Annotated in this window: 16 protein-coding genes and 1 tRNA gene; 12 read left to right on the top strand and 5 right to left on the bottom strand. The window is 63.4% G+C overall.

The window, feature by feature from the left end; translation table 11 throughout:
• Positions 1 to 45: 45 nt before the first annotated feature.
• Together ACZ5Y5_RS03475 and ACZ5Y5_RS03470 are read left to right on the top strand one after the other, a co-directional pair.
• Complete coding sequence (locus ACZ5Y5_RS03475; RefSeq protein ID WP_464809810.1) at positions 46 to 459, top strand: GFA family protein; 414 nt, start codon at positions 46 to 48, stop codon at positions 457 to 459.
• A gap of 93 nt (positions 460 to 552) precedes the next feature.
• A complete protein-coding gene (locus ACZ5Y5_RS03470; protein WP_464809809.1) occupies positions 553 to 1,578 on the top strand; it encodes a hypothetical protein in 1,026 nt (341 codons plus the stop codon).
• A 12-nt stretch (positions 1,579 to 1,590) separates the two neighbouring features.
• Here ACZ5Y5_RS03470 and ACZ5Y5_RS03465 read toward each other — a convergent pair whose 3' ends face one another.
• Positions 1,591 to 2,955, bottom strand: coding sequence for a methyl-accepting chemotaxis protein (locus ACZ5Y5_RS03465; RefSeq protein ID WP_464809808.1), 1,365 nt, complete (start codon positions 2,953 to 2,955; stop codon positions 1,591 to 1,593).
• Between the two features lie 147 nt (positions 2,956 to 3,102).
• Here ACZ5Y5_RS03465 and ACZ5Y5_RS03460 point away from each other — a divergent pair, with 147 nt between their 5' ends.
• Entirely contained in the window at positions 3,103 to 4,278 is a 1,176-nt protein-coding gene (locus tag ACZ5Y5_RS03460) for a vWA domain-containing protein (RefSeq protein ID WP_464809807.1), read from the top strand.
• 5 nt (positions 4,279 to 4,283) lie between these two features.
• On the opposite strand, the gene ACZ5Y5_RS03455 is transcribed toward ACZ5Y5_RS03460, so the two are convergent.
• Positions 4,284 to 5,372, bottom strand: coding sequence for an anhydro-N-acetylmuramic acid kinase (locus tag ACZ5Y5_RS03455; RefSeq protein ID WP_464809806.1), 1,089 nt, complete (start codon positions 5,370 to 5,372; stop codon positions 4,284 to 4,286).
• Positions 5,373 to 5,498: 126 nt separating this feature from the next.
• On the opposite strand from ACZ5Y5_RS03455, the gene tyrS reads away from it, so the two are divergent.
• Both tyrS and ACZ5Y5_RS03445 read left to right on the top strand, forming a co-directional pair.
• A complete protein-coding gene (gene tyrS, locus ACZ5Y5_RS03450; protein WP_464809805.1) occupies positions 5,499 to 6,716 on the top strand; it encodes a tyrosine--tRNA ligase in 1,218 nt (405 codons plus the stop codon).
• 75 nt (positions 6,717 to 6,791) lie between these two features.
• Positions 6,792 to 7,145: a PilZ domain-containing protein gene (locus tag ACZ5Y5_RS03445; protein WP_464809804.1), complete on the top strand. Its 354-nt coding sequence runs from the start codon at positions 6,792 to 6,794 to the stop codon at positions 7,143 to 7,145.
• Here the strand turns inward: ACZ5Y5_RS03445 and ACZ5Y5_RS03440 are convergent.
• Positions 7,117 to 8,208, bottom strand: coding sequence for a mechanosensitive ion channel family protein (locus ACZ5Y5_RS03440; protein WP_464809803.1), 1,092 nt, complete (start codon positions 8,206 to 8,208; stop codon positions 7,117 to 7,119). The genes ACZ5Y5_RS03445 and ACZ5Y5_RS03440 overlap by 29 nt on opposite strands.
• 120 nt (positions 8,209 to 8,328) lie before the next feature.
• Positions 8,329 to 10,392, bottom strand: coding sequence for an ATP-dependent DNA helicase RecG (recG, locus tag ACZ5Y5_RS03435; protein ID WP_464809802.1), 2,064 nt, complete (start codon positions 10,390 to 10,392; stop codon positions 8,329 to 8,331).
• An 85-nt stretch (positions 10,393 to 10,477) separates the two neighbouring features.
• Here recG and ACZ5Y5_RS03430 point away from each other — a divergent pair, with 85 nt between their 5' ends.
• The 4 genes from ACZ5Y5_RS03430 to ACZ5Y5_RS03415 all read left to right on the top strand — a co-directional run bounded on the left by ACZ5Y5_RS03430 (position 10,478) and on the right by ACZ5Y5_RS03415 (position 15,617).
• Positions 10,478 to 10,747: an FAD assembly factor SdhE gene (locus ACZ5Y5_RS03430; protein WP_464809801.1), complete on the top strand. Its 270-nt coding sequence runs from the start codon at positions 10,478 to 10,480 to the stop codon at positions 10,745 to 10,747.
• A 109-nt stretch (positions 10,748 to 10,856) separates the two neighbouring features.
• Positions 10,857 to 14,318 carry a transcription-repair coupling factor gene (mfd, locus tag ACZ5Y5_RS03425; protein WP_464809800.1) on the top strand — a complete coding sequence of 1,154 codons (3,462 nt, stop codon included), beginning with the start codon at positions 10,857 to 10,859 and terminating at the stop codon, positions 14,316 to 14,318.
• Between the two features lie 158 nt (positions 14,319 to 14,476).
• Positions 14,477 to 14,899, top strand: coding sequence for a hypothetical protein (locus tag ACZ5Y5_RS03420; protein WP_464809799.1), 423 nt, complete (start codon positions 14,477 to 14,479; stop codon positions 14,897 to 14,899).
• Positions 14,871 to 15,617, top strand: coding sequence for a TorF family putative porin (locus tag ACZ5Y5_RS03415; protein WP_464809798.1), 747 nt, complete (start codon positions 14,871 to 14,873; stop codon positions 15,615 to 15,617). The genes ACZ5Y5_RS03420 and ACZ5Y5_RS03415 overlap by 29 nt, the downstream gene beginning before the upstream one ends.
• 17 nt (positions 15,618 to 15,634) lie before the next feature.
• Here ACZ5Y5_RS03415 and ACZ5Y5_RS03410 read toward each other — a convergent pair whose 3' ends face one another.
• Positions 15,635 to 17,653 carry a putative bifunctional diguanylate cyclase/phosphodiesterase gene (locus tag ACZ5Y5_RS03410; RefSeq protein ID WP_464809797.1) on the bottom strand — a complete coding sequence of 673 codons (2,019 nt, stop codon included), beginning with the start codon at positions 17,651 to 17,653 and terminating at the stop codon, positions 15,635 to 15,637.
• A gap of 122 nt (positions 17,654 to 17,775) precedes the next feature.
• On the opposite strand from ACZ5Y5_RS03410, the gene moaA reads away from it, so the two are divergent.
• From moaA to ACZ5Y5_RS03395, 3 genes are all read left to right on the top strand, one after another.
• Complete coding sequence (gene moaA, locus ACZ5Y5_RS03405) at positions 17,776 to 18,789, top strand: GTP 3',8-cyclase MoaA (RefSeq protein ID WP_464809796.1); 1,014 nt, start codon at positions 17,776 to 17,778, stop codon at positions 18,787 to 18,789.
• Positions 18,786 to 19,562: an NAD kinase gene (locus ACZ5Y5_RS03400; RefSeq protein ID WP_464809795.1), complete on the top strand. Its 777-nt coding sequence runs from the start codon at positions 18,786 to 18,788 to the stop codon at positions 19,560 to 19,562. The genes moaA and ACZ5Y5_RS03400 overlap by 4 nt, the downstream gene beginning before the upstream one ends.
• A gap of 79 nt (positions 19,563 to 19,641) precedes the next feature.
• Positions 19,642 to 19,716, top strand: a tRNA-Asn gene (locus ACZ5Y5_RS03395).
• Positions 19,717 to 19,934: the final 218 nt, after the last annotated feature.

Here is a 19,934-nt window from a genome sequence, read left to right as displayed (position 1 = left end):
TTGCGTGGCCGGCGTGAAGTCCGCGGCACGAATGGAGGCTGGATCATGACACATCATGCGGGATGCCTGTGCGGGGCGGTGCGGATCAGCATTGAAGCTGAGCCATTGGCAGCGCGGATGTGTTGGTGCAGGCTGTGCCAATATCTGGGTGGGGGCTCGGCGACGGTGAACGTCTGCTTCCCTGCCGAGAGTGTCCAGACGGAAGGCGAAGTGCGCTGGCACGAGAGCGTCGCCGACAGCGGCAACAGGATGCGGCGCGGTTTCTGCCCGGAGTGTGGGACGCCGTTGTTCAGCATGGCCGAATCGCGGCCGCATCTGACCTTCATTCGGGCGGGTGCGCTGGATGATCCGGGCCTGATCGGGCCAGAGGCAGTCATCTGGACCAGCGCAGCGCCCGGTTGGGCGCATCTGGACCCTGAATTGCCGCATTATGCGGCGCAAATTCCACCGGTCGCGTAAAAGCACGCTTGCCTACTGCCTGCAATTCGGCTCAACTTTCCTGACATATATTTCAAAGCCGCGACAAGACGGCGTGAAATGGGAAGGATGCCGATGTTCAAGCCTGTCTTGTCCCTGTTGCCGGTCCTGCTGTTTGCATCAGCCCCCGCTTTGGCCAATGCCGCCGAAGAGCATGAGGCCTGGTCAGCCAATGACATGAGCCTGCGTTCCGACGCGGCGGGAATCAGCCTGCCACAAACGATTGCGGGCCTGTCCCTCGCGAAGAGCGGCGAAGTTTCAAACGGCGGCAAGGGCATCGACAATTACGCCCAATATCTGTCCGAAGACGGAGCGATCCAGGCGACGCTTTATGTGTATCTGCCGAGCTACGCCGACAGCTCCCTTGCGGCGCATATGACGGACCGCGCGATCATGGAGCGGTTCGGTGCCAAGACGCGTCGCACCGCTTATGCAAGCGTTCCGCTCGCAGGTCAGAGCGACCGAGCGATCCGGGCGGTCTATGATGACGCCGCCGATGGCGCGCTGACGACGGCGGCGGGCTTTGTCCATGCAGGCCGCTGGCTGGTAAAGCTGCGCGTGACCGGCCCTACGGAGCGGCGCAAGGAAGTGCTTGCGGGTTTGGACGGCATGCTGAACGGGCTGCGCTTCGATGACCCCGCCAGCGTACGGCCGATCGCTCCGGCGCGTTTCGCGGCTTGCCCGAGCCAGGACGGGACGGACGCAAAGCTCACCGCGCAGACGCCGGCCGCTGCCATCGAAGCTGCTCCGATGAGCGAAGGGCGCGCCTCATTCTGCATCCGCGGGCAAGTGAAGACGGCAGAAGGCAGCTATGATGTTCTGCAACAGCGCGATGTGCAGAATGGCGCAGTGATCGTGCCGGTGGATGATGCCGGAACGGTGATGGCGTTCGATCCGTCGGCATCGGGCAAGGGTTATCAGCTGTCGATGCATTCGATCGGACAGACGCAGCTGTTCGGGGTTTATGATCGGGTCCCGAGTTCACGCCAGATCGCGGAAATACTGGACGGAAAGGACCCGCAAACGGCGCAGGCGCGGACAACCGCGCACTATGCCGCGAGTGGCGAGGTCATCATGCGGCAGGCTGGCGCGGCGCAGTAGAGGCGCCGCGCATCAGATGAGATAGCCGACCTCATACAAGCCCCAGCGGCGGCCGTCGAACAACAAGGGCACGAAAACGCTGCGTAGCGCGCGATAGCGGCCCTCCCCCAAGTCCTGACGGTAGGTGAACAGGAAGAAGTCTCCGTCGCCATCGAGGGCGCGGCGGGTTTGGCTGTCCATGAAAATCTGCCGGTTGCGGGCATGTTCCATGTTCCAGCTCGGCAATCCCGGCCGTTGCGGGTGGCTGCGCATCGTGATGTGCGTCGGAAGATAGCCGTTCATGTCGATAAGGCAGCAACCGACGATCGCCTCGTCCTGCGCCGTTCGCCTGTCCAGCACCGGCCGGACGGCGCGGTCGGCAAAGGCGGTGAAGCCATTTTCATATTGGGGCGGGTCGGAGCCCAGGATCGGCCGGTAATGAGTGTCGAACAGGGCCGAAGGCGACAATTCGCCCGATTGCAGCGCGGCTTCGACGAGGCGCGATATCTCGTCCGCCCCGTCTTCCGCATAGGCGATATAGCGGCTGTTGCGCGTGCGGTGTCCGCCATGAGCAGCGGTGTTGAGCATGTCGTTCGCCATGCCCTCAAGCTGTTCCAACTGAACCTTGGCCAGTTCGACGCGGCCCGCGCTTTCTGCAGCTGACTGACTGAAACTGCTGAGCCCTTGGCGCAGCGCCCCGACGTCCGCATCGGCTTCGTCGGTGCAGGTAACGATCGCATTGGACCTGTCGCCAAATTGCGTCACCAGCGAGGCGATTTCAGCCATGGTGACGCTTAATGTGTCGATATGCGCGCTGACGCCGCGACCGCGCAGGATATTGGCTTCGACCCCGCTGATGAGGTGGCGCGCATCGCGATCGAGTTGACCAAGCTTGTCGCCGACCGACGCGGCCGAATCGCCCGCTTGTCCCGCGAGCCGGCGGATTTCGTCCGCGACGACGGCAAAGCCCTGTGTTGCTTCGCCACCACGCGCCGCTTCGATCGCAGCGTTTACGCCGAGCAGCCGGGTCTGCCGGGCGATCGCGCCGAGTTGATCGGAAATTCCGCCTACCGCTTCGATGACGTCCAGGAACTGACGCAGGCGGCCCTCCAGGCCCGTCACATGCTCGACGAGGCCAGCGACCTGGGCCAGAGATTGGGTGATCGCCTCATGCCCTTCGGCGATGATGCGAGCTGCGCGGCGTGATGTGAGGCTGAGTTCCTGGGCGGCGACGACGCTTTCATTCTGGCTGCTGGCAAGGGCCTCCATATTGGAGTGGAGCTGGGCCAGTCTGGCCGAGTCGGCCTGAATGCGGCGGGTAAGTTCTCCAAGGAAGCCGGCGGTTTCGCTGCACTGCAGCGCTATGTCCCCTGACCGTTCACCCAAGTCCGTCAACAAATGCCCGTTTTCCAATGGTTGCCTGCCCTACCGCCCGGTCATGGATACTGCCCTATTAACGATGCAATGCAACACTTAACATTCCATCAATACCGCCAGCGGAGGAGCCTTGCATCCTTAACCCTGCTGTCGGACAAGGGCGCCGTCATGATGCTCAATTTCCTCGATGCGCTCCGCGCTGCCGGTATTCCGGTCGGCATAAAGGAGCATCTGCTGCTGCTCGAAGCGCTGGACCGCGACGTGATCGAACGGCGACCGGAGGATTTCTATTATCTCGCCCGCGCGACTTATGTGAAGGACGAGGGGCTGATCGATCGGTTCGATCAGGTCTTTGCTAAGGTCTTCAAGGGCGTGATCGGCGCAGAGGGCGTCGAGGCAGAAATTCCGGAGGAATGGCTGCGCCTGGTCGCAGAGAAATATCTGAGCGCCGAGGAGATGGAGAAGATCAAGTCGCTCGGCGGCTGGGACGAGATCATGGAAACGCTGAAAAAGCGGCTGGAGGAGCAGAAGGGTCGGCACCAGGGCGGCAGCAAGTGGATCGGCACCGGCGGCACATCCCCCTTCGGCCATGGCGGTTATAATCCGGAAGGCGTCCGGATTGGTGGGGAGAGCCGACACAAGCGGGCGATCAAGGTCTGGGAAAAGCGCGAGTTTCAGAATCTCGACAGCAGCAAGGAACTGGGCACGCGCAACATCAAGGTGGCGTTGCGGCGGCTGCGGCGTTTTGCGCGCGAGGGCGCGGCGGAAGAGCTCGACCTGGAGGGCACAATCCGGGGCACGGCGCGGCAGGGTTGGCTCGACATCCGCATGCGGCCGGAGCGGCACAATGCGGTCAAGCTGCTGCTGTTCCTGGATGTGGGCGGATCGATGGACCCGTTCATCCGCCTGTGTGAGGAGCTGTTCTCGGCCGCCACCAGCGAATTCAAGAATATGGAGTTCTTCTACTTCCACAACTGCCTGTATGAAGGGGTTTGGAAGGATAATAGTCGCCGCTTTTCAGAGCGGATCCCGACCTGGGATATCCTGCACAAATATGGCCATGACTATAAGGTGATCTTCGTCGGCGACGCGGCGATGAGCCCCTATGAGATCAGCTATCCGGGCGGGTCGGTGGAGCATATGAACGAGGAGCCCGGCGCGGTTTGGATGAGCCGGGTGCTGCATACCTATCCGGCGGCGGTATGGCTGAACCCCACGCCGCGCGGGCATTGGGATTATAGCCAGTCGACGCGGATGATCCGGGAGATCATGAGCGAGCGCATGTATCCGCTGACGCTGGAGGGCATCGACGACGCCATGCGGGAACTGACGCGCAAGCGGTGATCGCGTCAGGCGGGTTTATACAAAACGCCGCCGGTCATCGGCTGCGGCGCGCCGGTCGTGCGGGGGAAGCTGATCGGCAGATTTTTGAGATGGCGGACGGCCATATAGGCGAAGCCTTGGGCTTCGAGTGCATCGCCGTCCCAGCCGAGATCATCGACCGGGCGGACGATTGCGCCCGTATCCCTGGCGAGCATAGCCATGAGCGTGGCGTTGTGGCGGCCGCCCCCGGCTACATAGATGCAAGCGGGGCGATCGGGCAGGTGATCGAGGCCGCGGGCGAGCGCCCTGGCGGTGAAAGCGGTGAGCGTTGCGGCGCCATCTGCCAGCGAGAGGCCGCAGACCGCATCGATCGAGAAAGCCTCGCGGTCGATGCTCTTGGGGGGCGGAAGGTCGAACCAGGGGTCGGTGAGCATCTGGCTGAGGCGGGCTTCATCGACCCGACCGCTGGCGGCGGTTGCGCCATTTTCGTCGAAGCTGCGGTCGCTGTGCGTCTGCATCCAATTGTCGATGAGGCCGCTCGCCATGCCGGTGTCGAAAGCGGTGATATCTCCATCGGCGGCGATGGCGGTGATGTTGGCGACGCCGCCCAGGTTGAGGATGGCGACGGGCTTGGGCAGGTCATGAGCCAGAGCGCGATGATAGACGGGGAGCAAGGGCGCGCCCTGCCCGCCTGCGGCTACGTCAGCGCTGCGCAGATCGGCTACGACCGGGATGCCGAAAGCTCCGGCCAGGGCGGCGCCATCGCCGATCTGCCATGTCCAGCGCCATTCGGGACGATGCGCGACGGTGTGGCCGTGAAAGCCTATGACAGAGATATCCTCTGCGATATGGCCGCTGCGAGCGAGGAGATCGGATACGGCCTCCACATGCAGCTCGGTGAGTTCCTCTTCCACGGAATGGAGCAGCGGTTCGAAGCCTGGCTTGTCCATGGCCATGGCGCGGCGGCACGCTTCGGCGAGGCGGACCCGGAAGCCTTCATGATAGGGCATGGCGTGGAAGGTGATGGAGCGGGACAGGCCCTCCCCGTCCGTTTCGATCAACGCCGCGTCGATACCGTCGCGCGAAGTTCCCGACATGAGGCCGATTGCCAGCATTGTTCCTTCCTTCCGCTCACGCCGTTGCTCCTTCGTCTTTAAAGATGTGGAGGGCTTCGACAAGCTCAGCCCGAACGGAGGAGGGACTTTCCCGGCCAGCGACGCAATGCTAGAGGGCGCGGCATTATGACCAGCTACCAGTCCGATCTGCTCCGCCTGCTCGAAACGCGCGGCTATATTCATCAGCTGACCGATGCGGAGGGGCTCGACGCCCTGGCCGCCAAGCAGATCGTGCCGGGCTATATCGGGTTCGATCCGACCGCGCCGTCGCTGCATGTCGGGCACCTGGTATCGATCATGATGCTGCGGCAGCTGCAAAAGGCCGGGCACAAGCCGATCGTCCTGATGGGCGGCGGCACGGGAAAGATCGGCGATCCGAGCTTCAAGGACGAGGCGCGCAAGCTGCTGACGACCGACCTGATCGCGGAGAATGTCGCGAGCATCAAGCGGGTGTTCGAGCGGTTCCTGACCTTTGGCGATGGACCGACCGACGCGATCATGCTGGACAATGCGGAATGGCTCGACCGCCTCGAATATATCCCGTTCCTGCGAGATATCGGCCAGCATTTCTCGGTGAACCGCATGTTGAGCTTCGATTCGGTGAAGCTGCGGCTGGACCGGGAGCAGTCGCTGAGCTTCCTGGAATTCAATTACATGATCCTTCAGGCCTATGACTTTCTGGAACTGTCGCGGCGGTCGGGCTGCCGGTTGCAGATGGGCGGATCGGACCAGTGGGGCAATATCGTCAACGGCGTCGAGCTGGCCCGGCGCGTGGATGGGACGCATGTGTTCGGCCTTACAACGCCCCTGCTGACCAATGCCGACGGGACCAAGATGGGCAAGACAGTCGGCGGCGCGGTGTGGCTGAACGAGGATCAGCTTTCCAATTACGATTATTGGCAGTTCTGGCGGAATACAGCCGACGCGGACGTCGCCAATCGCTTGCGCCTGTTCACCGATCTGCCGATGGATGAAGTGGAGCGGCTGGCTTCGCTGCAAGGCGCGGAGATCAACGAAGCGAAGAAGATCCTGGCCAATGAGGCGACGGCGCTTTGCCGTGGTCCGGAGGCAGCTGCGCTGGCGGCCGAGACAGCGCGCAAGACGTTCGAAGAAGGCGCTTCCGATGCCAACCTGCCGACCGTCAGCCTGGGAGCCGAGGGGCTCAATATCGTTCAGGGCACTACGGCGCTGGGCTTTGCTGCATCCAACAAGGAAGTTCGGCGGAAGCTGGCGGAGGGCGCGATTCGCGTGAATGGCGAGGTTGTGAGCGATCCTGCGCTGACGTTGAAGCCGGGCGACAAGGTCAGCTTCGGCGCAAAGAAACATGGGTTAGTAACCGCTTGAAATTATAGAGAGTTAAAGCTGCGTTAGGCATATCCGGTAAGGAACGAGCGACTATCCCGGACTTAAGCTGCGCCCATGTCTTCGGTGCTCGCAAGCCTCGCCCAGGTCGCCCGTTCACGGGACCCTTCCATCAATCAGCGCCGCGCGACGCGCGTGTTGGTCGACATGGTCAGCCATGTCATGGCGCGAGGCCGAACCCACGGCGTCCGGATCATCAACATTTCCGAACTCGGGTTGATGTGCCGCACCGATGCCGAGGTGCTGATCGGCGAGCGCGTTTCCATATGGCTGCCGATGGTGAAGGACGTACAGGCCGAAGTCCGCTGGGCTGAGGAAGGCCGGGTCGGTATGGAATTTCGCGAACCGATCGAGCCGCGAGCTTATGAGGCTATGCTGAGCCTTATCCCGCCGCGCCAGACGGCCTGGTAAAGGTTTCCGCAAAGCCCTCCCCCGCCTCCAGCCGCTGACGCGAGCGGACCAGCGCTTCGGGCATATCGACGCGCAGGAAGCTCATCATCGCTTCACGCACCTCGCAACGCAGGTCGAAGGCGATGCCCGCATTGCGGGCGCTGAGCAACCCACGTAGTTCCAGCGCGTCAGCCCGATGATCGGTGACTTGCAGGATTGCGACGCGACCGTCCCAGCGGTTATTCGCCTTCACCGTTTCGATGAACTTCGCACGGATGCGGTCCACATCTGCTGACGGATCGACATAGAGGAAGACGGTGCCGAGCAGATCCGACGTCCGGGTCGTCCAGTTCTGGAAGGGTTTTTCCAGGAAGTAGGAAACTGGCACGATCATGCGGCGGTCGTCCCAGATGCGCACCACGACATAGGTGAGCTTTATATCTTCTATCCGGCCCCACTCACCCTCCACGATGACGACATCATCGAGGCGGATGGGTTCGGAAAAGGCCATTTGGATGCCAGCGATCAAATTCTTCAGCGCTGGCTGCGCGGCGGCGCCGACAGCGAGGCCGGCGAGCCCCGCCGAGGCCATGAGAGTAACGCCGACCGTGCGAACGCCCGGGATGGCGATCAGCATGAGTGAGAGGATCAGGAAGCCGATGATGAACTGCGCCACCCGGTAGAGGATGCGGATGCGGGTATGCTGGCGGCGGGCCTTGAGATTATCCTCAACCGTGATGTCGCTGCGGCGTTCGAGAAGCACCCGCATCACGCGCATGAGGGAGAAGATCAGCCAGCCGGTCAGCAGGATGAACAGCATCTTTGAGGCGATCGACCAGATGGCCTCAATTTTGGGACTGAAGCTGAGCGGCTGAATGGCCGCCGCCAGGGTCATCAGGACGACGATCCAGCGGGTCGGGTGATAGATGGCTGGCAGAATGACAGGCGCGATGCCGATGCGGCGGGCTATACGGGTCGCGATCCAATAGGCGAACCAGTGGAGCAGGAAAGCCGTTGCGACCGAGATGGCGATGGAAATGGCCGCCATGGGTGTGACGTGATCGAGGCTGATGTCTGTGTGCATGCTTTTGGCAACGAGGCGGCGTGCGGGATGGTTTCGCAGATGCGGCAGTTCGTCGCGATAGCAGGATCGCCCTGTCTAATTTCCGGCTGCGTCCCCCGTCCGTTTCGGGCGAAGTCGATTTTATCCGCTTCTCAGCAGTCCAACCGCTGCGTCTCGTTCGAAAAGATAGAGGCAGGTCCGAGCCGCTTCCCCCCTCGCCTCCGTCAAGCCGCCATCACGGTCGATCAGGAGGTGCGCGTCGTCCCGCGCTGCGTCCAGCAGCGCGGAGAGATGTTCTGGCGTGGCGATCTTCAGTTGCTGCTCGCCGGATTGGCGGGTGCCCAGGATTTCGCCAGCGCCACGCAGGCGCAGATCCTCTTCGGCGATGCGGAAGCCGTCATTGGTTTCGCGCATCAGGGCGAGGCGGGCGCGAGAGGTTTCCGACAGAGCGTTGCCGCGCAGCAGCAGGCACACCGAATGATTCTGGCCGCGCCCCACCCGGCCCCTTAGCTGATGGAGCTGAGCCAAGCCGAACCGGTCGGCGCCCTCAATGATGATAAGGCTGGAGTTGGGGACATCGACGCCGACTTCTATTACGGTGGTTGCGACGAGAATCTGCGTGCGATTGGCGGCGAAAGCCTCCATCGCAGCGTCCTTTTCCGGCCCTTTCATGCGGCCATGAACAAGGCCCACGCGATCGCCGAAACGCATCCTGAGATATTCTGCGCGGGCTTCGGCCGCGGCTTGGTCGCTGACTTCGCTTTCTTCCACCAGTGGGCAGACCCAATAGGCCTGACCGCCTCCTTCGACATGACGGGCGAGCGCATCGACGACTTCATCGAGGCGATTGGCGGACATGACGACCGTCTGGATCGGCTGCCGGCCAGGCGGCATCTCGTCGAGGCGCGAGACGTCCATTTCGCCATAATAGGTGAGCGTCAGGGTCCGTGGGATCGGCGTCGCCGTCATCACCAGCAGATGCGGTGCGCGCTCGGCCTTGGCGGCCAGCATCATCCGCTGGGCCACGCCGAAGCGATGTTGCTCGTCGATCACCGCGAGGGCGAGGCTCTTGTAGCGGACGGCCTCCTGGAAAATGGCGTGAGTTCCGACAAGGATATCGATGCTGCCATCGGCGAGGCCCATGAGGGTGGACTCGCGCACCCTGCCCTTTTCGCGACCCGTCAGGATTGCGATGGTGACGGGCAAGCCGGACGCCATCTTGCGAAGCGTTTCATAATGCTGGCGAGCGAGGATTTCGGTGGGGGCGAGAAGTGCGCCCTGAGCGCCTGCCTCGACCGTGTTGAGGAGAACCATGAGCGCCACTAGCGTCTTTCCGGAGCCCACATCGCCCTGGAGGAGGCGAAGCATCGGGATGGGCTGCGCCATGTCGCCTTCAATTTCCCCGAAGGCGCGGCGTTGGGCGCCCGTGGGGGCGAAGGGGAGTTGCAGCATGGCGCGCAGGCGGCCATCCCCGGCGATGGGCATGCCCCTGCGTTTACGGGAGGATTGGCGCACCAGCATCAGCGCGAGTTGGCCGGCGAAGATTTCGTCATAGGCAAGGCGCTCGCGCGCCTTCGCGTCGCTCGGGTCGGCGTGGATACGGGTCAGCGCCTCACGCCATGCCGGCCAGCCTTTGCGGGCGAGCAGGCTGGGTTCGATCCATTCGGGGAGTTCGGGTGCGCGGGCGAGCGATTGAGCCACCAGGTCGCGCAGGCGGTTGTTGGTTAGACCTTCGGAAAGGCCATAGACCGGCTCCCGAGCGGGGATGGTGGCGGCTTCCTCCGGCGGCAGGACATAGTCGGGGTGAACGATCTGGAGGTTTTCTCCATAAGCCTCGAGCTTACCGGACACGAATTTGGGTTCGTTCAGCGGCAACAGCTTGCGGGGCCAGGCGCTATTTTTGCCGAAATAGACGAGCGCCACTGTGTTGCCATGCCTGTCCTGCGCGATGACCCGGAAGGGCGCGCGGGCACTGCCCGACGCCCGATAGTCGACGGGGGTCAGTTCTATGCCGATGACGCGGCCGGAGTCGCTCAGCACCAGTTCGTCCACCATGCGGCGGTCGATGAAGCTGACCGGCAGATGGAAGGCCACATCAACGGCGCGCGCCAGCCCGAGGCGGTCGAGCGGCTTGGCGAGCGCCGGGCCTACGCCCTTTAGCGCTTCGATTTCGGTGAAGAGTGGGTTGAGGATATCCGGGCGCATGTCTATCTGACGGCATCTAGCCCAGCCGGGACGATGAGCAAACATCCGATCGGTGATTTTGCCATGTCCGCCGAAGGAACAAATTGTGAACGAAGATCCTCGCATCCGCCGCCTGCAGTTCCGGGCCTGGCACCGTGGCATCAAGGAAGCGGACCTGGCCGTAGGCGGTTTTTTCGATCGCTATCATGCAGAGTGGAGCGAAGAAGATATTCAGTGGTTCGAGCGGTTCATGGATGAGCAGGACGCGGACATCATGGCATGGGCCATGGGCGTTCTGCCGGTGCCGGAGGAATGGCGCGGGCCCATGTGGGACAGGTTCGCAAAGCTGGATTTCGTGGAGATTGGGAAGAAATAGCCGCGCCCTCGCCTCCCGCAGGCGGGAGGGGCCGGGGTGCGAATGCATCACCTCTGCCCGATTGCCCACCCCTAACCCTTCCCTCCGCGGGACGGGGACTGAGATTGAAATGACCGACCTTCTCAAAATCCTCAAAGCCTCAGCGCCTGTCACTCTTTCGGGGGTGCCGGCCGGTTTCCAGCCATGGTTGCTGGCCGACATCGCGCGAGCTGCGCCTTCTCGCGCCTTGTTCGTTGCGCCCGATGAGCAGCTGATGCGGGCCGTGACGGACACGGCGCATTATTTTGCCCCTGAGATAGAGATTGTCGAGATTCCCGCATGGGACTGTCTGCCTTATGACCGGGCCAGTCCTTCGCTGCGGACTGCTTCAGCGCGCCTGGCGGGTTTGCACGCGTTGCAGGTCAAACCCAAGGGACCGCAGCTTGTCCTGACGACGATCAACGCGCTGACGCAGCGAACACTGACGCCCTTCCGCGTCCGACAACTGGTGGCGAAGTTGGCGCCCAAGGAGCGGATCGCCATTTCGCGGCTGGCCGAGATGTTGCAGGCCAATGGCTATGTGCGGACCGACACCGTGCACGACCGGGGTGAGTTCGCCATCCGCGGCGGCATCGTGGATCTGTTCCCAGGCGGCGAGGAACAGCCGCTACGCCTCGATTTCTTCGGAGACGAGATTGAGACGGTGCGGCGGTTCGATCCGGCGGACCAGCGGACCAGTGGCAGTGTCGAAGGCTTCACGCTGCTGCCCGCGTCCGAGGCTTTGCTGGACGAGGAAACGATCAAGCGTTTCCGCAGTTGCTACCGGGAAATTTTCGGCGCGACCGCAACGGGCGACCCGCTTTATCAGGCGGTGAGCGACGGCCGGCGACTGGCGGGGATGGAGCATTGGCTGCCGCTGTTTGAGGAACGGCTGGTGCCGATGACCGAACATCTGGGCGAGGATACGGTCGTCGTACTGGACCATGGCGTTGCGGGCGCGGCGGAGGCTCGGTTCGAGGCGATCCGGGATTATCATGCCAATCGGGTACAGGCCAAATCCTCCGATCCAGGGGCTTACCGGCCTTTGGAGCCCAAGGCGCTCTATCTGGATGCGGCGGAATGGGAGAATTCGGTTCGCGATTGGCCGATGCACGCGACCACGCCTTTCCATGAACCGGAAAGCGCAACCGTGTTGGACTTCGAAGTCGATGGGCCGCGCGATTTCGCGCCGGAGCGCGCGCAGAACGCCAATGTTTATGAGGCGGTGGGCAAGCATATCGCCTCGTTGCAGCGGGCGAAGAAAAAGGTCGTCATCGCCAGCTATTCGGCAGGCGCGCGGGAGCGGCTTTCCGGGCTGCTGGTCGACCATGGGCTGAAGCGGGTCGCGGCGGCGGACAGCTGGCAGGAGGCGCTGGGGATCGCGGCGGGTGGAGCCACGGTGCTGACCGTCCTGCCGCTGGACCACGGCTTTACCGCGCCGGACGTCGCAGTGCTGACTGAGCAGGATATGCTGGGCGACCGCCTGGTGCGGCGGGCCAAGCGGAAGAAGAGTTCGGACGCCTTCCTCGCTGAGCTGGCGACGCTCTCGCCGGGCGATCTGGTCGTGCATATGGACCATGGCATCGGCCGCTACGAAGGGCTGACGCAGATCCCGGTCGCCAAAGCGGCGCATGATTGCGTGGCGCTGGAATATGCGGGCGGCGACAAGCTGTACGTGCCAGTGGAGAATCTGGAGGTTCTTTCCCGCTACGGCTCCGACAGCGAGGGCGTCAGTCTCGACAGACTGGGCGGCGAGGCGTGGCAGCGGCGCAAGGCGAGGATGAAGGAGCGCATCCGCGAGATTGCGGGTGAATTGCTCAAGACCGCCGCGGAGCGCGCGCTTCGGGCAGCAAGCGTGGCCGAGCCGGACAGCGCGGGCTATCCGGCCTTTGTCGATCGCTTCCCCTATCAGGAGACGGAGGATCAGGATCGCGCCATCGGCGACGTGATCGAGGATCTGAGCGCTGGGCGACCGATGGACCGATTGGTGTGCGGCGATGTGGGCTTTGGCAAGACCGAGGTCGCCCTGCGCGCGGCTTTCGTCGCGGCGATGGCGGGGATGCAGGTGGTGGTGATCTGCCCCACCACTTTGCTCGCCCGGCAACATCATATGAATTTCGAGGAGCGGTTCCGGGGCTTTCCGGTAAATATCGGCCGACTGTCGCGGCTGGTGCCGGACAAGGAAGCCAAGGCGGTAAAGGCGGGGCTGGCCGATGGAACGATCGATATCGTCGTGGGCACCCATGCGCTGCTGGCCAAGGGGCTGGAGTTCAAGCGGCTGGGCCTAGTTATCGTTGACGAGGAACAGCGGTTCGGCGTGACGCACAAGGAGCGATTGAAGTCGCTCAAGACCGATGTCCATGTGTTGACGCTGACGGCGACGCCAATCCCACGCACCTTGCAGATGGCTATGTCGGGGCTGCGCGAGCTTTCCGTGATCCAGACGCCGCCGGTCGATCGCCTGGCGGTGCGTACATACATCATGCCGTGGGACGGGGTGGTGATCCGCGAGGCGCTGTTGCGCGAACATTATCGGGGCGGGCAGAGCTTCTTCGTGGTGCCGCGCATCGCCGATCTGACCGAGGTGGAGGAGTTCCTGCGGACCGAAGTGCCGGAGGTGAAGCCCATCGTCGCGCACGGCCAGATGGCGGCAAGCGAGGTTGAGGAGCGCATGTCGGCCTTTTATGACAAGCGCTATGATGTGCTGCTGTCGACTACCATCGTCGAGAGCGGGCTGGATATTCCTTCGGCGAACACGCTTATCATCCATCGGGCGGATCGCTTCGGGCTGGCGCAGCTGTACCAGCTTCGCGGGCGCGTGGGTCGATCGAAGACGCGGGCCTATGCCTATTTCACCACGCCCGCGAACCGCGTGATTACCGAGACGGCGGAAAAGCGGCTGAAGGTGCTGTCCGACCTGGATACGCTGGGTGCGGGATTCCAGCTGGCGAGCCACGACCTCGACATTCGCGGCGCGGGCAATCTGGTCGGCGACGAGCAATCGGGGCACATCAAGGAAGTCGGGTTCGAACTCTACCAGTCAATGTTGGAGGACGCGATCCTGGAGGCGAAGGCTGGCGGCGCGGGGATCGAGAAGCGCGAGAGCTTCTCACCGCAGATTACGGTGGATGCGCCGATCCTCATTCCCGAGGACTATGTGCCGGACCTGGACCTGCGCATGGGCCTCTACCGCCGCCTGAACGAGGTCGAGGATCGGCAGGGGTTGGAAGCTTTTGCGGCCGAACTGATCGATCGCTTCGGCAAGCTGCCTGCGCCGACGCAGAATCTGTTCAAGATTATCGAGATCAAGCAGAATTGCGTGGCAGCCAATATCTCGAAGATCGATGTCGGCCCGAAGGGGGCGCTCGTCAGCTTCTTCGAGGACCGGTTCCCTCGGCCGGAAGCACTGGTGGCCTATGTTCAGCGATTGAATGGCGTGGCGCGGTTGCGGCCGGACAGCAAGGTCGTAGTGAACCGCGCCTGGGCTGATCCCGGCGCGCGGCTGAATGGCGCTTTGCAGCTGTCGAAGGGATTGGCGAAGGCGGCTGGTTGACGGCGGCGGGGGTTACAAAGCCGTCGCTCGAAACGAACGGAATCAGCTTCCCCGCAGCACTCCTTTGTCGCCTGTCAGCAAAATAGCAGCAACAGTGTCGCCCTAAATCCCGCTTCGATGATCGGACAGCAAAGTCCGACATCGAGCAGGAGACTGACATGAGTTTAACCCTCATCGCGATGGCGGCAGCTGCTGCCACGCCCCACGCCACGCATGTTGTTGAGATAGAGCATCGCGGGACGCCGATGCAGGCGACCTATAGCGCCCGGGCCGAAATTCGGCACAAGACCGTGGGCGCCAAGGCGCCGAACCGGATGGACATGCAGCGTTGCCAGTGGACCGCGACGATCGTCATAGACCGGGCGCTGAACCACAGCCCGGCACTGGCCCGCACCGTTTCCGGAGACAAGCAATTTTCCGGTAGCGAGGCAGGCGCATGCACTCCGGGCCGCCGGTCGGGCGAGCGCAATCTTGCGCAACATGATGCCGCGATCCGGGGCCATCTGACGGCGGTGGCCGAAAAGGACCGCGCGCCCCTGCTGGCCGAACTCGATGCCGTCCGCAACCTTGCGGCGAACTGACATGCGGCTGGCGCTGGCGAGCGGATTGATTGCGTGCGCCAGCGCCTCGCCCGCCCTTGCGCAATATTCTGACGGGGTTTCGGCTACCGTCGAAGCGGCGAGCGACGAACGGCGGCGGGGACTGAGCTGGAGCGACGGCGACCCGGTGGTGCGCGGGTCTCTCTCCGTGCCAGTTATGGAAGGGCTGAGCCTTGAGGGCACGGCTGTTTCCCTGTGGGGCAGCAAGCGGCATGGCGGCGCAGATGCCGTGATCGACATAGGCGCGTCCTATGCGCGGCAGATTGGCGGATGGAGGCTGTCTGCCGAAGGGCGCTACCATCTGTTTCCAGGTACGTCCGGGCAAGGCTATGGTGAGATCGGCGCTGGCGCGGCTGTTCTGATCGGCCCCGCGAGCGTGGACCTGAACGCCAGCTACGCACCTCGGCAATCGGCCATTGGAGGGGATAATCTTTATCTATCCGCCTCAGCGGCGGTCGGTGTGCCGGGAACGCCATTCACGGTTTCCGCGCGCGTCGGGCGCTCTTCCGGAGACGTGCGCAATCCGGTCCGAGCCGCCCGTTTGCGGCCAGACGGCGCCTATTGGGACCATGGCGTCAGCGTCGATTACCTGAAAGGTCGCTGGTTCGCGGGGCTGCGCTATGCGGACAGCAGCATCGATGGGCCAGGCTCGCGCCACGCCGGGGCTACGCTGATAGGGCGGGTGGGCTTCAGTCTTTAGTTTCGAACGGGTCGCGGTCAGGCTCTCAGCGCCATTGCGACGAGGTCGGCTGACGATATGCCTGCCGAGCGCAAGAAGCCCTGATAATAGTCGCAACCTTCGCGGGCGAGGAGGTCGAGTTGCTGCTGTGTTTCGACGCCTTCAGCGATGACCCTGAGGCCCAAAGACTTGGCCATGTGGATGACGCCCCGCACGATGATGCGATCGCGGGCGGTGCCCGCTATGTCCTGCGCGAGGCCACTGTCGATCTTCAAATAGTCGAGCGGCAGACTCTTCAGATAGGCGAGGCTGGAATAGCCGGTGCCGAAGTCATCGACCGCGACCGCCAGCCCCTCTGCCCGGAGCGCCGTAAGGAGCGCGGTCGCGGCCCCGACATTTTCGATGAGACCGCTTTCGGTAATCTCCACCGTCAGGCGGGCGCGGGGGAAGCCGCTCGCATCGACGAGAGCGAGGAACTGGTTCATGAAACCCGGCTGCGCGATGTCGGCGGCCGTCACATTTATCGACAGTCGCAGATTGGACAAGGCATCGGGCCACGCCGCTGCCTGGCGTAGGGCCTCGGCCTGAATGTGCGCGGAGAGCGGAAGCATATAGTCAGATCGTTCGGCCGTCGCGAAGAGCATCCCTGCACCCAAGGGACCATATTGAGGATGGTTCCAGCGAGCGAGCGCCTCCACCCCGATCATATTGACGCCGTCCACCGGATATTGCGGCTGGAACAATATGCCGATTTCGCCCCGGTGAAGGGCGAGGCGCAGGTCGGTTTCAAGCTGGTCGGCATCGACCTGGCGGCTGCGTTTTTCGGCAGAGAAGATGCGGATGCCCTCCCCGCCCCCGAGCCGGGCGTCGGCGAGCGCAGTGCCCGCCCGGCGGAGCAGGCGAGTGGCGTCGTCATCGGCGCGGGACTGGGCGATGCCGCAGCGCGCGGTGAGGCGGATGAGGTGATCGCCTGCGGTGAACGGACGGCCAATCGCCCCCATTAGCTGGCGGGCAAGGAAGGTGGCCCGGTCACTCGCCGCCGCTTCGCCAGTCAGGCCGATGAGAAATTCGGTGCCAGCGATACGCGCGACGATTGCGCCGGGCGCGGCATCGCTGGCCATGCGCTCGATCCGGCGGGCGATGCGGCCCAGCAAGGCGTCGCCCACGACCTGTCCATAGGCAGCATTCATGCGATCGAACTGGCTGATGGAAAGCAGCAAAATGGTCGTTGCAAGCCCCGCCCGCTTCTCCAGCCAATCAAGCGCCGCTTGGCGTGAGCGCAGCCCGGTCAGGTCATCACGGCCCACCGCTTCATGCCCCTGCGCCTCCGACAACCATTCGACATCGGCTGCGACGGTCCCATCGACCAGCCGCAGGTGATGCACGAGCCGGTCGTCAGGCCGTCCGGGAGCGGCGTGAGCAAAGACCTCCGCCCGGCCAGAGCGCATCATGCCGCGCAGCGCCGCTATCACCGAGCGGCGTTCCTCACGGGGCAGGCAACGTACAAATCCTGCGGGGCTGATCGTCTGGCGGTCGAGATGGAGATGCCGTGCAAGATTATCGCTCAGCCGGACCGAACGGCCGCCTTCCTCCAGTTCCCAGAAAAGTGCGTCGCCGCGACGTATCCGCTGGGCTCGCTGGCTGTGTGTCACGCCGCCGCCAAGCCGATCGACGAGCCGCTGAGCCGAGGCGAGGGTTGCGCGCATCTGCTCCGGTGAGAATGGGGCAGCGAGGAAATGAGTCGCGCCGGCTTCGAAGAGCGCGGAAGTCCAGTCGAGAGCTTGGGCATCGACAAGGGCGATCAGAGCGCCGCCGCCCGCTTCGACCGCTGGACAGATGGACGCGACCAGACGGCTGTCGCCTTCCGCCGCGTCCCGCATGTCCACTATCGCGATCTGGGCATCGCTATGGAGAAAACGCTGTGCCGCATCGGTCGGCCGCCGTGCGGCGATGACACGCCAGCCTGCCTGCCGCGCGACATGCGACAATCCGTCACGATCTCCTGGAGACAGGATGAAAAGGCTGCGCTGTCCATGCAGTGCGGTTTCACCGCTCACATCAAAACTCCTGGGGCCAGCGCATTGGGGGGCAGATAGTAGAAGACGGGTTAGCGACCCGTTCACGTTGCTGCAACCGGCAGTGCTTGCACCAGGGTTTGCCATGGCTTAGCTAAGCGAGCATGGACAAGCCCGATCTCCCGCGCACGGGCCTGACCGATGCGTTGGGCCGCCCGATCAGCTATTTGCGGATTTCGGTGACGGATCGCTGTGACTTGCGCTGCCGCTATTGCATGGCGGAGCGGATGAGCTTCCTTCCCAAGGATCAGGTGCTGACGCTGGAGGAGATCGCGCTGCTCGCCGATCTGTTCATCGCGCGCGGCATCCGCAAGATCAGGCTGACCGGCGGAGAACCGCTGGTGCGGCGGGATATTATCGATCTGGTTCATCGCATCGGTCGGCATCTGGGCGAAGGGCTGGATGAGTTGACGCTCACCACCAATGGCACCAGGCTGGCGCAGCATGCCGACGCGCTGTTCGACGCGGGGGTCCGCCGGATCAACGTCAGCCTGGACAGCCGCGATCCGAAGCGCTTTGCCCATGTCACGCGCAACGGCGATATCCGCCCGGTGCTTGAAGGGCTGACGGCGGCGAAGGCGGCGGGTCTGGCAGTCAAGATCAACATGGTGGCGCTGCGGGGTATCAATGAAGGTGAGATCCTGCCGATGCTCCATTGGTGTGACAGGCAAGGCTTCGACCTTACCCTGATCGAGACCATGCCGCTTGGCGAGACAGGCGAGGACCGGACGGACCATTATCTGCCGCTGACGCATGTGGTAGATCAGTTGCGGGCGCATCATGACCTTCGGCCCATCGCGCATCGCACTGGCGGTCCTTCGCGTTATCATGCAGTCGATGGCTTGGGCGTCCGGCTTGGCCTCATCACGCCGCTTACGAACAATTTCTGCGCCGATTGCAATCGCATGCGCATGACATGCGAGGGGAAGATCTTCATGTGCCTGGGGCATGAGGATCATGTCGATCTGAAGACAGCCTTCCGCGAGGGCGGATTAGCGGCGGTAGAGCCGTTAATCGATCGGGCATTGAGGCTGAAGCCTGCTGCTCACGACTTCCGCATCGGCGCGGGAGCGCCTGCCGCCGCGATCGGACGCCATATGAGCGTGACGGGCGGATGAGCGAAGAACCGCGGCGGGCGCTGCTCGCTTCCCCCACGCAGGCCGCGAAGGCCGCTGAAGACCGGCTACGCGCGGCCTATGATTTCGTGCCGGTCGAGCAGGCCAACATGATCATCGCGCTCGGCGGTGACGGCTTCATGCTGCAGACGCTGCATTCCATGTTGGAAGGCCGCAAGATTATGCCGGTGTTCGGCATGAACCTGGGCACGGTCGGGTTCCTGATGAACGAATGGCGGCTGGAGCGGCTGGAGCAGCGGATCGAGGCGGCCAAGCCCTTCAAGGTCAATCCGCTGCGCATGACGGTCGACACGGTGGATGGCGAGCGCTTTTCGATCCCTGCGATCAACGAAGTGTCGCTGCTGCGTGAGACGCGTCAGACCGCCAAGCTGGAAGTGCATGTGAACGGGCGCACAGCTCTTTCCGAACTGGTTTGCGACGGTGTGCTTGTCGCAACCCCTGCGGGATCGACCGCCTATAATCTTTCCGCGCATGGGCCGATCCTGCCGCTGGGTTCGGGGCTGGTAGCGCTGACGCCGATCAGCCCGTTTCGTCCCCGGCGCTGGCGTGGCGCGATCCTGCCGGAAAGCACGGCGATTCGATTTACCGTGCTGGATCCGGTGAAGCGACCGGTCAGCGCCGTGGCCGACCAGCGGGAAGTGCGTGACGTCGCACAGGTGGAAGTGCAGATCGATCGCGGCACGCCGCTGACGCTGCTTTTCGACCCCGAACATACGCTGGATGACCGCATTGCCGCCGAACAATTCATTGCCTGAAAAAATTCGTAATTCTGCGCTTGCCATCCGAAGAATCCCGCTGCTATAGGCGCGGCCTGCCCAGCGAGAGCCGGGCTGCTCCCCGATAGCTCAGCGGTAGAGCATTCGACTGTTAATCGAATGGCCGTAGGTTCGAATCCTACTCGGGGAGCCACTTTTCACCCACTCGGCGGGTGTTCAGAATAGCCGGAAACCCGAGCAGATCAGGATGATAGCGCTGACATTCGCGCAGGCGCGCAATCGCCCGCGGCGTTCAGTGCATCTCGGTCTGGATGGATTGCCTTAGCCGGTCCGAGCCGATCGAGGCCGCTACTCTTCCAGCGAAGAAAAGGGCTTCGAGGGGCTCAACCCGAAGCAGGGAAGCGCTACGGC

The sequence above is a fragment of the Sphingobium sp. TomTYG65 genome, assembly GCF_055395525.1.
Note: the sequence above shows the minus strand (reverse complement) of the source record. Positions and strands in the feature narration are given on the sequence as shown.

What these genes read in the sequence shown, in the direction of transcription:
- mfd (WP_464809800.1), top strand. Translation starts at nt 10,857, where the DNA reads ATGACCGACCTTCTCAAAATCCTCAAAGCCTCAGCGCCTGTCACTCTT.
- ACZ5Y5_RS03415 (WP_464809798.1), top strand. Translation starts at nt 14,871, where the DNA reads ATGCCGTCCGCAACCTTGCGGCGAACTGACATGCGGCTGGCGCTGGCG.
- ACZ5Y5_RS03455 (WP_464809806.1), bottom strand. Translation starts at nt 5,372, where the DNA reads ATGCTGGCAATCGGCCTCATGTCGGGAACTTCGCGCGACGGTATCGAC.
- tyrS (WP_464809805.1), top strand. Translation starts at nt 5,499, where the DNA reads ATGACCAGCTACCAGTCCGATCTGCTCCGCCTGCTCGAAACGCGCGGC.
- ACZ5Y5_RS03440 (WP_464809803.1), bottom strand. Translation starts at nt 8,208, where the DNA reads ATGCACACAGACATCAGCCTCGATCACGTCACACCCATGGCGGCCATT.
- recG (WP_464809802.1), bottom strand. Translation starts at nt 10,392, where the DNA reads ATGCGCCCGGATATCCTCAACCCACTCTTCACCGAAATCGAAGCGCTA.
- ACZ5Y5_RS03470 (WP_464809809.1), top strand. Translation starts at nt 553, where the DNA reads ATGTTCAAGCCTGTCTTGTCCCTGTTGCCGGTCCTGCTGTTTGCATCA.
- ACZ5Y5_RS03460 (WP_464809807.1), top strand. Translation starts at nt 3,103, where the DNA reads ATGATGCTCAATTTCCTCGATGCGCTCCGCGCTGCCGGTATTCCGGTC.
- moaA (WP_464809796.1), top strand. Translation starts at nt 17,776, where the DNA reads ATGGACAAGCCCGATCTCCCGCGCACGGGCCTGACCGATGCGTTGGGC.
- ACZ5Y5_RS03420 (WP_464809799.1), top strand. Translation starts at nt 14,477, where the DNA reads ATGAGTTTAACCCTCATCGCGATGGCGGCAGCTGCTGCCACGCCCCAC.
- ACZ5Y5_RS03445 (WP_464809804.1), top strand. Translation starts at nt 6,792, where the DNA reads ATGTCTTCGGTGCTCGCAAGCCTCGCCCAGGTCGCCCGTTCACGGGAC.
- ACZ5Y5_RS03475 (WP_464809810.1), top strand. Translation starts at nt 46, where the DNA reads ATGACACATCATGCGGGATGCCTGTGCGGGGCGGTGCGGATCAGCATT.
- ACZ5Y5_RS03400 (WP_464809795.1), top strand. Translation starts at nt 18,786, where the DNA reads ATGAGCGAAGAACCGCGGCGGGCGCTGCTCGCTTCCCCCACGCAGGCC.